Annotated in this window: 10 protein-coding genes; 7 read left to right on the plus strand and 3 right to left on the minus strand. The window is 50.0% G+C overall.

What is annotated here, in order from left to right; translation table 11 throughout:
• Positions 1 to 14: 14 nt before the first annotated feature.
• From leuB to V2546_RS04335, 5 genes are all read left to right on the plus strand, one after another.
• A complete protein-coding gene (gene leuB / locus V2546_RS04315) occupies positions 15 to 1097 on the plus strand; it encodes a 3-isopropylmalate dehydrogenase (RefSeq protein ID WP_329751632.1) in 1083 nt (360 codons plus the stop codon).
• Between the two features lie 616 nt (positions 1098 to 1713).
• Positions 1714 to 2802, plus strand: coding sequence for a 3-phosphoserine/phosphohydroxythreonine transaminase (serC, locus tag V2546_RS04320; RefSeq protein ID WP_329751633.1), 1089 nt, complete (start codon positions 1714 to 1716; stop codon positions 2800 to 2802).
• 35 nt (positions 2803 to 2837) lie between these two features.
• Positions 2838 to 4004 (plus strand): phosphoglycerate dehydrogenase, encoded by a 1167-nt coding sequence (locus V2546_RS04325; protein WP_215703280.1) that lies wholly within the window; start codon positions 2838 to 2840, stop codon positions 4002 to 4004.
• Between the two features lie 350 nt (positions 4005 to 4354).
• Positions 4355 to 5443 (plus strand): tryptophan--tRNA ligase, encoded by a 1089-nt coding sequence (trpS, locus tag V2546_RS04330; RefSeq protein WP_118298647.1) that lies wholly within the window; start codon positions 4355 to 4357, stop codon positions 5441 to 5443.
• Positions 5444 to 5517: 74 nt separating this feature from the next.
• The gene (locus V2546_RS04335; protein ID WP_329751635.1) at positions 5518 to 6135 is read left to right on the plus strand and encodes a DedA family protein; all 618 of its coding nucleotides are present in this window, start codon (positions 5518 to 5520) and stop codon (positions 6133 to 6135) included.
• A gap of 721 nt (positions 6136 to 6856) precedes the next feature.
• On the opposite strand, the gene V2546_RS04340 is transcribed toward V2546_RS04335, so the two are convergent.
• The 3 genes from V2546_RS04340 to V2546_RS04350 all read right to left on the minus strand — a co-directional run bounded on the left by V2546_RS04340 (position 6857) and on the right by V2546_RS04350 (position 8809).
• Complete coding sequence (locus V2546_RS04340) at positions 6857 to 7765, minus strand: radical SAM protein (RefSeq protein ID WP_329751636.1); 909 nt, start codon at positions 7763 to 7765, stop codon at positions 6857 to 6859.
• A 193-nt stretch (positions 7766 to 7958) separates the two neighbouring features.
• Entirely contained in the window at positions 7959 to 8126 is a 168-nt protein-coding gene (locus V2546_RS04345; RefSeq protein ID WP_182426555.1) for a hypothetical protein, read from the minus strand.
• Positions 8127 to 8317: 191 nt separating this feature from the next.
• Positions 8318 to 8809, minus strand: a complete 492-nt coding sequence (locus V2546_RS04350) for a DNA-deoxyinosine glycosylase (protein WP_329751637.1) — start codon at positions 8807 to 8809, stop codon at positions 8318 to 8320.
• A 243-nt stretch (positions 8810 to 9052) separates the two neighbouring features.
• Between V2546_RS04350 and ftsH the strand changes: the two genes are divergently transcribed.
• Complete coding sequence (ftsH, locus tag V2546_RS04355; protein ID WP_329751638.1) at positions 9053 to 11143, plus strand: ATP-dependent zinc metalloprotease FtsH; 2091 nt, start codon at positions 9053 to 9055, stop codon at positions 11141 to 11143.
• A 326-nt stretch (positions 11144 to 11469) separates the two neighbouring features.
• Positions 11470 to 13044 carry a S8 family peptidase gene (locus tag V2546_RS04360; RefSeq protein WP_329751639.1) on the plus strand — a complete coding sequence of 525 codons (1575 nt, stop codon included), beginning with the start codon at positions 11470 to 11472 and terminating at the stop codon, positions 13042 to 13044.
• Positions 13045 to 13082 lie beyond the last annotated feature (38 nt).

The following is a 13082-nucleotide window of genomic DNA, read 5'->3' on the forward strand; positions in this document are numbered from 1 at the left end:
GGAGGGTAAAAGAGATGGAATACACGATCGCAGCGATCTCCGGCGACGGGATCGGTCCGGAAATTGTAAGAGAGGCAAAAAAAGTTTTAGATAAAATTGGACAGAAATACGGCCATAAATTCAACTACGAGGACGTCCTCATGGGCGGAATCTCCATCGACACCTACGGGGTGCCGCTGACAGATGAGGCGCTTGAGACTGCAAAGAAGAGCGATGCCGTTCTTTTAGGCGCAGTCGGCGGAAATGTCGGAAACTCCCGCTGGTATGATGTGGCTCCGAACCTGAGACCGGAGGCAGGTCTTCTTGCGATCCGCAAAGGCTTAAATCTGTTTGCAAACATCCGCCCGGCGTACCTCTACAATGACCTTGCCGGTGCATGCCCGTTAAAGAAAGAGATCATCGGGGACGGCTTTGACATGGTCATCGTCCGCGAGCTTACAGGTGGTCTGTATTTCGGCGAGCGCCACACAGAGACGGTAGACGGTGTGGAGCAGGCAACAGATACTCTTGTATACAGTGAGAAGGAGATCCGCCGCGTAGCGATCAAGGCCTTCGAGATCGCAATGAAGAGAAAAAAGAAAGTGACGAGTGTCGATAAGGCAAACGTTCTTGATTCCTCCAGACTCTGGAGAAAAGTTGTAGCGGAAGTCGCAAAGGACTATCCGGAAGTTACACTTGAGAACATGTTAGTTGATAACTGCGCAATGCAGCTTGTCATGAATCCGCGCCAGTTCGACGTCATTTTAACTGAGAACATGTTCGGCGATATCTTATCCGACGAGGCGAGCATGATCACAGGTTCCATCGGAATGCTGTCCTCCGCAAGCTTAAACGAGAGCAAATTCGGTCTCTACGAGCCGAGCCACGGTTCCGCACCGGATATCGCAGGCAAGGACATCGCAAACCCGATCGCGACGATCCTCTCCGCAGCGATGATGCTCCGCTTCTCCTTCGACCTTGATAAGGAAGCAGATGCGATCGAAGACGCAGTGAGAAAAGTCCTTGCGGACGGTTACCGCACTGTGGATATCATGGATGAGGGCATGAAGCAGGTTGGAACGACCGAGATGGGCAACCTGATCTGCGAGAGGATCTGAGAATGACCGGGCCCGGATTTCTCAGTGAGAGAAAAAAGGGAGAGATCACGCAGATACAGAAAGTAAAATAGAAAGAATACAGAAAGACAGAGTACATATAAAACATATGCAGTCTGTCTTTCTTTTTTTTACGCCAAAGTCCGCTGCTTGCGCGAGACCTTGGCGACTGTCGCGATAACAAGGGGAAACTCGCGAAGCGTGTTTTCACTTGTTACCGAATCAGGGAAGTCCGCTGCTTCTATTGAGTAAAGATATAACTGACGTACCATAATTTTACACGATAGGGAAATGAAAATCTAACATGGTTTATCTGCTTGAGATAAAATCCGATTTTCCCAGAGAAATCTAATAAAATTCGGAACTGTCTCATCGAAATTGTAAAAAAAGAGACTAAAAAAAGAAGAAAGTTTACATAATTTCCGAAAATAAAAAATTTTATCATTGATTTGCCGGGTGACTTGTGCTAGGATATATGACAAATCAGCCCGATTCGAGACTTCACATTGGTAGAGAAGAGACAAGGTGAAGTAATACAACGGATCATGCGACTGGGCTGGATTCGTGGCCGCCCCTGAGAGGAGAGACCATAGAGCAATCAGAGAGGGGAACAAAATTTATGAGCAGAGTTTACAACTTTTCCGCAGGTCCGGCTGTGTTGCCGGAAGAAGTATTAAAAGAAGCAGCAGCAGAAATGCTGGATTATAACGGAACCGGAATGTCCGTTATGGAGATGAGCCACCGCTCAAAAGCGTTCGAGGAGATCATCCAGACGGCAGAGCAGGATATCCGTGATCTTTTAAAGATCCCGGACAATTACAAAGTCCTGTTCTTACAGGGCGGCGCACACCAGCAGTTCGCTGCAGTTCCGTTAAACCTGTTTAAGAACCGTGTCGGCGATTACATCATCACTGGACAGTGGGCAAAGAAAGCATGGAAGGAAGCAAAGCTTTACGGAACCGCAAATGCTATCGCATCCAGCGAAGACAAGACATTCAGCTATATTCCGGACTGCTCCGATCTTCCGATCGACGAGAATGCTGACTATGTCTACATCTGCGAGAACAATACGATTTACGGAACAAAATTCCACACACTCCCGAATACAAAAGGAAAAACACTTGTCTCTGATGTCTCCTCATGTTTCCTCTCAGAACCGATGGATGTCACAAAATACGGCGTGATCTACGGAGGCGTCCAGAAAAATATCGGACCGGCCGGCGTTGTCATCGTGATCATCCGGGAAGACCTGATCCGCGAGGACGTTCTTCCGGAGACACCGACGATCATGCGCTACGATGTACAGGCGAAGGCAGGCTCTCTCTTCAATACTCCGCCGTGCTACGGAATCTATATCTGCGGCAAGGTATTCAAATGGCTGAAGAGACAGGGCGGTCTGGAAGCCATGAAAGTGAGAAATGAAAGAAAGGCAAAGATCCTCTACGATTACCTGGATCAGAGCAAAATGTTCCATGGAACAGTAAGAAAAGAGGATCGCTCGATCATGAACGTACCGTTCGTGACAGGTGACAAAGACCTCGATGCCCTGTTCGTAAAAGAGGCAGAAAAGGCCGGATTCGTGAACTTAAAAGGTCACCGCACCGTCGGCGGTATGAGAGCCAGCATCTACAATGCAATGCCGGAAGAGGGCGTTGTAAAGCTTGTAGAATTCATGAAAAAATTTGAGGCGGAGCACGCGAACGCGTAAGGCTGCCGGATCGAAAAGATTACAGGAGAGACATTATGAGAAAGATTTGCTGTTTAAATCAGATCTCCCACTACGGTACAGACCGCCTCACAGGAGATTATACATTTGTAGATGACATCAAAGATGCGGAAGGAGTCATGGTCCGCAGCGCATCCCTTCATGAGACAGAATTCCCGGAGAGACTTCAGGCGATCGCGAGAGCCGGAGCCGGAGTCAACAACATCCCGCTCGATGAGTGCGCGAAAAAGGGAATCGTCGTATTCAACACACCGGGTGCAAATAAGAACGGTGTAAAAGAGCTTGTACTTGCAGGCCTGTTCCTGACATCCAGAGACGTTATCGGCGGCGTGGAATGGTGCAGAGAGCATGCAGGTGAGGAAGATATCGCAAAGAAGATGGAAAAGAGCAAGAAAGCCTTTGCAGGAAATGAGATCAAGGGCAAAAAGCTCGGTGTCATCGGACTCGGCGCGATCGGCTGCGAGGTAGCGAATGCGGCTGCAGCTCTCGGAATGGAAGTATACGGATACGACCCGTTCATCTCCGTCAACGCGGCATGGATGCTGTCCCGCTCCGTAAAGCACATCATGGACGTCAACACGATCTACCAGGAGTGCGATTACATCACTGTTCATGTTCCGCTTCTGGATTCCACGAAATATATGATCAACAAGGACGCTTTCGATCAGATGAAGGACGGCGTTGTGATCTTAAACTACGCGAGAGATCTTCTTGTCAATGACGATGACATGGAAGCAGCATTAAAGGCAGGAAAAGTAAAGAAATATATCACAGACTTCCCGAACGCAAAGACATCCGCGATGGAAGGCGTGATCGCAACTCCGCATCTCGGCGCTTCCACAGAGGAATCTGAGGACAACTGTGCGGTGATGGCTGCGGATGAGTTAAAGGATTACCTGGAAAACGGAAATATCAAGAATTCCGTAAACTACCCGGCATGCGACATGGGGGTATGCCAGGTTGCAGGAAGAATCGCCCTGCTCCACGCAAATGTTCCGAACATGATCGGCCAGATCACCTCGATCCTTGCGGCTGAGGGGATCAACATCGCGAACATGACAAACAAGAGCCGCGACAAATACGCCTACACACTTCTGGATCTTGAGGACCCGGCAAAGGCAGAGGCGGTGAGCCATCTGGAGAAGATCAGCGGAATGTATAAAGTCCGCGTGATCAAAGGATGAAAACAGATTTACAGGCCCGATGTGTACGGATAAAAACGGAAAACGGTCTGTGATCTCATAATACTGAAAATGATAGAAAGATCCGGTCATGGTGAGAAAACTCATCGTGACCGGATCTTTACTTGTTACGCGAACAACGAGCCAAAGTCCGTAGAATCCTGCAAAAAGAGCGGTTATGCTTGCAAAAGAGGCGAATCCGCTTTATAATTCTATCATAACGCCTCCGGGTGCCGTGACCACGATCAGATGGATCAGGGCGCTTTGGAATAAAAGAGAAAGATCCAGGCCGCAGGAAGGTCTAAATGACCGGAATGGCTGCCTGCTAACACAGAACAGAAAGGAATATTGTTGTGGGAAAAGTAATTTTAACAGGAGACCGCCCGACCGGACGTCTTCATGTAGGACATTATGTAGGATCTTTGAGAAGAAGAGTGGAGCTTCAGAACTCCGGAGAGTACAGCGATATCTATATCATGATCGCTGATTCCCAGGCACTTACAGACAACGCGGATAACCCGGAGAAGGTCCGCCAGAATATTCTGGAGGTTGCCCTGGATTACCTGTCCGCAGGTCTTGATCCGGAGAAATCCACGATCTTTATCCAGTCCATGGTGCCGGAGCTCTATGAGATGACCGCTTACTATATGGATATCGTTACCGTTTCCAGATTACAGAGAAACCCTACTGTAAAGAGCGAGATCCAGATGAGAAACTTCGAGGCGAGCATCCCGGTCGGTTTCTTCACCTACCCGATCAGCCAGGCTGCCGATATCACCGCATTTAAGGCAAACGTGGTCCCGGCCGGTGAGGACCAGATGCCGATGGTTGAGCAGACAAGAGAGATCGTTCACAAATTCAATACGGTATACAACACAGACGCACTCGTGATGCCGGAGATTCTTCTTCCGAGCAACGACGCATGCCGCCGTCTTCCGGGAATCGATGGAAAGGCGAAGATGAGCAAATCCTTAGGAAACTGCATCTATCTTTCCGATCCGGAGGAGGAAGTAAAGAAGAAAGTCATGTCCATGTACACAGATCCGAATCACTTAAAAGTCAGCGATCCGGGACAGGTGGAAGGAAATACCGTCTTCACATATCTCGATGCATTCTGCAAGGACGAGTACTTTGCAGAGTTCTGGCCGGATTACAAGAATCTCGACGAGGTGAAGGAACACTACTCCCGCGGCGGACTCGGCGATGTAAAGGTGAAAAAGTTCTTAAACCGTGTGCTTGAGGAAGAGCTTCGCCCGATCCGTGAGAGAAGAAAGAAATGGGAGCAGGACATCCCGGCTGTATACGAGATCTTAAAGAGCGGAAGCGAGAAGGCAGAGCGCGTGGCTGCCCAGACCTTAAAAGAGATGCGCGAGGCGATGAAGATCAACTACTTCGATGATGCGGCGCTGATCGCGGAGCAGAGCCAGAAATATAATGGCTGATCGGAGAAAAAGGAAATGAATAATGCAGATCAGCTCCACATATATTGTACCCATGGCAAAGCGGGGGTGCGTGTATGCGGGAGCTGGTACTGGAACTGATGGGGGAATACGGAAATCTTGCCGTATTCCTCCTTATTTTAGTGGAAAATCTGTTTCCTCCGATCCCTTCGGAGGTGATCCTGACATTTGGAGGTGTCATGACGACCTGCACGGACATGACGCCCGGCGGGGTGATCCTCTTCTCAACGGCCGGGTCCATGGCGGGAGCAGTCATTCTTTACGGAGCCGGGAGATTCCTTCCGGATGAGATATTTCGGAAACTGCTCTGTGGAAAGGCCGGACAGCTGCTCCATTTCAGACCGGAGGATGTCGACCTCGCGAAAAACTGGTTCCGGGATCGCGGGAAGTCTGCAGTCTTTTTGTGCAGACTGGTCCCGATCGTCCGGAGCCTGATCTCCATTCCCGCAGGGATCGCCAGGATGCCGGTCGTCCCGTTTCTTGCTTTCACGGCGGCGGGGAGTTTTCTGTGGAATACGGTTCTTGTCTATGCAGGCAGGATCGCCGGAGATTCCTGGGAGAAGGTGTCAGCTGCGTTCGGGGTGTACTCAGATCTCTTTCTGATGGTGGCGGGGATTTCTGTCACATTTGCAGTATTGTTCCGGGGATGCGGGGAGAGAAAAAGAAGGGGATAACCCAGAGGATTTAAGACGAATGCAGATGAACGTTGGTGCATCCTCTTAGTCAGCGCAAGCTGGTAGATGCGGTATTCTTGCAGAGTAAAAATCCGGGGCGGAGAAATCCAGTAATATACAGAGAATACTGACAGATAAAATTATTTGAATAATTATATACAATGCAACAATTAACTAACAATAATAAAATAAATAAAAATATTTCTAAAAACATGTTGACAAAATGGGACTTATCGCATATAATAAAGACATCAAAAAGAAAGAGAGAACAAAGCAAAGAAGACGAAAAGGTTCGTACTTAAAAGATTCTAAGTAAAGGAGGTACAGTCCACCGAACACATAAGTCTCGTTCCATTTTTCAAATCTGAAAAATCCGGAACAAAGGAAACACACAAAACCGGGTAATTGATCGAAAAAAAGATTATTTGAAATCCTTCGAGATATGACGAGAAAGTATCGAAAAGAGAAATACAATGATCGATATGAGAACAAAAAATATAAACTTTCGGAAAAAGCCGGCGGAGTGAACAAGAAAAACTTCATATAGAAACAAAATCTAATGAAAACGAGGTAAGATCCATTGGATAACGCAGAACATTAAGGTGGGTATCGAAACAGAAAAATTGATTCGGTACCCACCTTTTATGATGTTTGTATCCAGGAAGCTGCCGGTGCTGACGCTGTCATCATCAATCCTGTCGGTCTGAACTTCTACCGGCTCTCAGATCCCCTCACAGTCAAACGGCGGCGTATATTCTTCTTTGGCGCTGCTTCTTTCCTGCATGAAGCCCTCGGTGAGACCGAGATCGATGGCGGTATCAACGACCTTGTTATACTCGTATGAGGTGATCCGGCGGTTGATTTCTGGGTAGTCTGCGCTCCTGTAAAACGGCGTGTACTGGCTCATGATACTGATGAGATATTGGTGCTCCGGGAGGTTCTCTTTGATCCAGTGCAGGAGCCGGATCGAATCATCCTTTGCCCCCGGAAGGACCATATGGCGGATGACGACGCCGCGGTCCAGCATGGACGGGCTCTTTTGACTCCAGGTAAGTCCGCCGGTGAGGCGGATCATTTCTTTTATCGCGGCGGAAGCTTTCTCAAAATAGTCCGGAGCGGCAGAGTATTTTTTTGAGAGACCGCTGTCCATGTATTTGAGGTCCGGAAGCCAGATATCGACGTAGTCGGCGAGATCCCGGATCGTCTCGATCTTTTCATATCCCCCGCAGTTGAAAACAACCGGGATCTGAAGCTTTGGCTTTGCGAGATCCAGGGCACGGATGATCGACGGAGCGAACTGCGTCCCGGTCACGAGATTGATGTTTGCGGCGCCTTTTTCCTGAAGCTCCAGGAAGATATCAGAGAGCCGGGAATCGGAGATCGTCTTTCCGTAGTTTTCATGGCTTAACTGGAAATTCTGGCAGAACACACAGCGCAGTGTACAGCCGGAGAAAAAGACGGTCCCGCTTCCGGTCGTACCGCTGATGCATGGTTCTTCCCACATATGTAAGGCGGCTCTGGCGGCGCGCAGTTCATGTCCGGCGCCGCAGAAGCCTGTGGATACTGTCCGGTCAACATGACATTCCCTCGGACAGAGGGTGCATGACCGGTAGATGGATTCATTTAACATAATCGTTGTACTTCTTTCTTTATTTGATCATATTTGGCTTGCAAGTTTCCGGTGCATCGAGAGAAGTTTCCGGATGCACGGATGAGTAGAAAAAATGGTTCCTGCACCACAGAGCGAAAATATCTAAACGAAAAATCCCGTATTATGCAGTTGTGAATGCATATTTTGCAGATATGGTCCGTGAAAGTCGGACTCATTTTTTTTCGTCAGGTAGATAATGGTAGAGATCCTGATAATGCTCAAGCTCTGCGTCACTTTCCGGGAGCGCCGGGATCAGACCGGTACAGTCGGTGGCGGAGCAGGACTGGATGTCGATCTCCCAGTCGGTATCAGCTGACTTATTTTTTGATGGTTCTTTCATACGATCACCTCCTGGCTGATAGTTTTCGATGGTGAGAGGGAAAACATGCAGGAAAGTAATTCATAAAAAATTTTATCATGAAAAATGCCGGCAGAACAGACGATGCTGGAGCAAATGAGTGCAGGAACCTTCTGTTACAGTGCGCGGGCATGGCGCGTGTCCTGTAAACATTCATACCGGGGCAGCGTGCATTATCTGATATACGGAAGGATCACATTCCATGCACCCTTTAATTTTTCGAGCGACCACGCCGCATTCGCCGGACTCGTGGACGGCAGGGAGACGGCGGGGATCCCGGTCACGGCTTCCTGATATTTCCTGTAATAATTCCAGGAAGTCTTTCCGTTGCAGAAGATCGCCCGGATATCGGCGGTGGACAGGATCACGGAGAGGTCGTTCGGCACGACATCGCGGATCGAACTGTCGCTGGAACCTTCGATCGAGCAGGAGGCAATCACATCCCAGAGCGCGATGCGGTGGGAGAGGAGAAAAGTCTTTTTCTCATCGATCGTGTCCGGAACCGGAACGTCCAGGACTCCGGCCAGGGTTTTCCAGAAGCGGTTCTGCGGATGATGGTAGAAAAAATGTCCTTCCCTGGATTTGACGGACGGGAAAGATCCGAGGATCAGGATCTTTGAATTCCGGTCAAATACGGGCGGGATCGGATGAATCACAGTGTTCATGATCATTTGCCTTTCAGATATGATAAAACTTTCGGACGGAACGTACATCTTGTATTGTAGCCTTTCTGAAAATTCTTGTAAACACGTAAATTTCATACTTTTTTTATTGCCTTATGGGGAAACTCAAATTATAATGATTAGGTATAACTATTTGAACAGTTACAATAGTTATAATTTTATATCACAGAATGCGGGCAATGTCCCCAAAAGGTGATATATGCGCTAAAGAAGTGGAGAAGATAAATGGACAACAACAATCAGAACAGAAAGCGGCCCAGCGGACAGAATATCGGGGTTCTCGCCCTGATCCTCGTGATCACGCTGATCGCTGTGACCGTCATGAACAACATGGTCCGCAAAAACCAGACCCAGGAACTCGGGTATGAGGAGTTTGTGGAATACTTGAAAGAGGGAGAGATCGATACGGCGAAGATCTCCGGCAACAGGATCTATTTAACGCCAAAGACTTCTTCCACAAAGCTTTCACGTTTTATCCAGTATTATACAGTGAGAATTCCGGACTCTGAACTTGCGGAGCGTCTTTTAGACTCCAACGGAGTCCATGTGGTGGCAGAAGATACGAGTACGAGTGCCAGCATCCTGAATTTCCTGATGGGATGGGTACTTCCGTCGGCACTGATGATCGGACTTCTCTATATGATGTACAGCCGGATGGGCGGCGGAGGAATGATGGGCGTCGGAAAGAGCAACGCCAAGGTCTACGTCCAGAAGGAGACCGGAGTCACGTTCGCGGATGTTGCAGGTGAGGATGAGGCGAAGGAATCCCTTGTGGAGATCGTCGATTTCCTGCACAACCCGCAGAAATATACAAAGATCGGTGCAAAACTGCCGAAGGGAGCGCTCCTCGTGGGTCCTCCTGGAACCGGTAAAACACTGCTCGCAAAGGCGGTAGCCGGTGAGGCGCACGTTCCGTTCTACTCCCTCTCCGGTTCCGATTTCGTTGAAATGTTCGTCGGCGTGGGTGCGTCCCGTGTCCGCGACCTCTTCAAACAGGCACAGCAGTCCGCCCCGTGTATCATCTTTATCGATGAGATCGATGCGATCGGACGCAGCCGTGACAGCCGTTTCGGCGGAAATGATGAGAGAGAACAGACCTTAAACCAGCTCCTCTCCGAGATGGATGGATTTGATTCCTCCAAGGGACTTCTCGTCCTCGGAGCGACAAACCGTCCGGAGATCCTGGATCCGGCGCTTTTAAGACCGGGTCGTTTTGACCGGCGTGTCATCGTCGATAAGCCGGACCTGAAAGGTCGTGTGAGCATCCTGAAAGTACATTCGAAGGATGTGCGTCTGGATGAGACGGTAGACTTCGAGGAGATCGCCCTTGCGACTTCCGGCGCCGTCGGTGCGGACCTTGCGAATATGATGAACGAGGCAGCGATCAATGCGGTCAAGAACGGTCGTCAGGCTGTCTCCCAGAAAGATCTCTTCGAGGCAGTGGAACTTGTCCTTGTCGGTAAAGAGAAGAAAGACCGGATCCTGAGCAAAGAGGAGCGCCGGATCGTCTCCTACCATGAGGTCGGACACGCGCTTGTAACCGCTCTCCAGAAGGATGCAGAGCCGGTCCAGAAGATCACGATCGTTCCGCGAACAATGGGCGCGCTGGGATATGTGATGCAGGTTCCGGAAGAAGAGAAATTCTTAAATACGAAGAAAGAGCTCAAGGCAATGCTCGTTGTCTCTCTTGCCGGACGTGCGGCGGAGGAGATCGTCTTTGATACCGTGACGACCGGAGCGGCAAATGATATTGAACAGGCGACAAGAGTCGCAAGAGCGATGGTTACCCAGTACGGAATGTCGGATAAATTCGGTCTGATGGGTCTTGAGACGCAGGAAAACCAGTATCTGACCGGACGCACCGTGATGAACTGCGGTGATGCGACAGCTGCCGAGATCGATACGGAAGTCATGAAGATGTTAAAAGAGGCCTATGCGGAGGCGAAACGTCTTCTCTCTGAAAACAGGGATGTGATGGATAAGATCGCAGCATTCCTGATCGAGAAAGAGACGATCACCGGCAAGGAATTCATGAAGATCTTCCGTGAGGTCAAGGGAATCCCGGAGCCGGAGGAAGACCAGAAGGACGATCACAGCCGGATGGGCGGCGAGAGCGCTGAGACTGTTGAGTCTGCAGAGAACGGGAACAGGCAGCCGGAGATGGCAGCGGGATCTGAACAGCCGGCAGCTGAGCAGGTTCAGAATCCGGTGCAGGATGGAAACAGCGTGATGCCGCAGGATCCGGAGCAGAAGACAGCAGAAACTCAGAACGGTCAGCAGGGATCGGACAATGGTCAGGGACCGGCGGAGCTGTAACAGCCTGATCCGGATCGACAGGATTCTGCGAAATTGCAGTCGGTGGATCGAGACAACCGGAAAATGAAATACAGAGGTAGAATGATATCGGAAGATGTTGTTCTGCCTTTTCTTTTTAGACCGTATTTGGCGCTGCATTTACCTAAAAACAAAAAAGTTCATAGAAAATACAAGAATATCTGGTAGAATAAACATTGGTTTGAGTATGATAACGTTGTGACCGCGGATGTTGCTGAGCCGGAATGGGAAGCGAAGCAACGGCAAGATCCTGTTACAGTGTGCGGGCATGGAGTGTCTGTGTACTGTGACCAGAAAAGAGAGTGGATATGCAGCAGAAATATTTGAAAAAGAAAAGAGAAATTTCTAAAATCGCGGCGGGAATCCTGGCGACAGCCCTGCTCGCCTCATCGGGGCAGCCGCTTATGGCTTTCGCCTCGGAAAAGATTCAGACGAATGACCCGTCCGCCTTGGAACAGTGGGCTTTTTTCAATGACGGTTCCTTTGCAGCGGAGGAGATGAGGAAGTATCCGGTGTATTCGGATCCGTTCGGACAGCCGACGGAGAATGCGGAGCTTCTGGGAACTCTTGTGGAGGTGAAAAAGCGCCAGGCGGTATCCGGCGTGGATATCAACCTGGAGCAGGCATGGAAGACGTACGGAAACGGAAATCATGATACGATCGTCGCGATGATCGATACGGGCATCGACTACACGCATGAAGATCTGAAGGATACCCTGTGGGTGAACACGGATGAGATCCCGGGAAATGGGATCGATGACGATGGGAACGGATATGTGGACGATGTCTACGGATGGAATTTTTATAATAACAACAACCAGATCTTCACCGGGGAAGAGGACAGCCACGGGACCCACGGAGCCGGGACGATCAGTGCCGGGACGGGAAACGGGATCGGAATTGCCGGGATCGTTCCCGGAAACCGGGTGCGCGTGATGGCGCTGAAGGCATTAGGAGGCACGGACGGCGGAGGGAGCACGGCAGCAGTCATCAAGGCGATCAGGTATGCGGAGGACAATGGAGCCGTGATCTGCAACCTGAGCCTGACATCGACGGTGGATGACAAGGCGCTGTATGAGGCGATGAAGAATTCCAGTATGCTCTTTGTTGTGGCGACAGGAAACGGAAATCCGAAGACCGGAAAGGGAGTTGACACGGATGCGATCCCGTTTTATCCGGCGGCTTATGATCTCGACAATATCATTTCTGTCGCGAATCTAAGTATCGACGGAATGCTCTCCGCAAGTTCGAACTATGGAAAGAAAACGGTGGATCTCGCGGCTCCGGGAAGCTATATCCTGAGCACAACGCCGGGAAATACATATGGTTACATGAGCGGTACTTCCATGGCGGCGCCGATGGTATCCGGTGCAGCGGCGATGGTCTATTCCCATTTTGACGGGATCGGAGTCGCAGACGTGAAGGAGATCCTGATGTCCACGGTGACGCCGATGGAGAGCCTGAAAGACGTGACGGTTTCCGGCGGAATGCTGAATGTCGGAGCGGCATTATCCTACGATATCAGCACGCTCTCAAGAAAGGGATTCCAGAACGGCGGAACGAGACCGGAAAATGGGACGGCACCTCATATCGAGATGCAGACCTCGAGCAGGAATGGAGGAAATTATCTGACCGTGCGCGTTATCGACATCGATGGGGATCTCGACAAACTTCTCTATGCAAAGGGAGAGCACACGGCGGAGGAATTTGCGAACGGGACGGTGGAAGGAACGCCGTTTACGGTGAATGACAAAGATACCGCGGCATTTCAGATCACGGAAAAAGGAACCTATACCTTTTATGCGGTTGACAAAAAAGGAAACGGAGCCGTAAAACTCGCCAGATTCGTGTCGGAGAGCGATGGGCCGGGGGCGTTTCAATAAAACTCGCCATACAAGGATGCAGGTAAGATCCTGTGGGG

This window comes from Clostridium sp. CM74B_53 (genome assembly GCF_036318045.1).
Lineage (GTDB): Bacteria > Bacillota > Clostridia > Lachnospirales > Lachnospiraceae > Pilosibacter.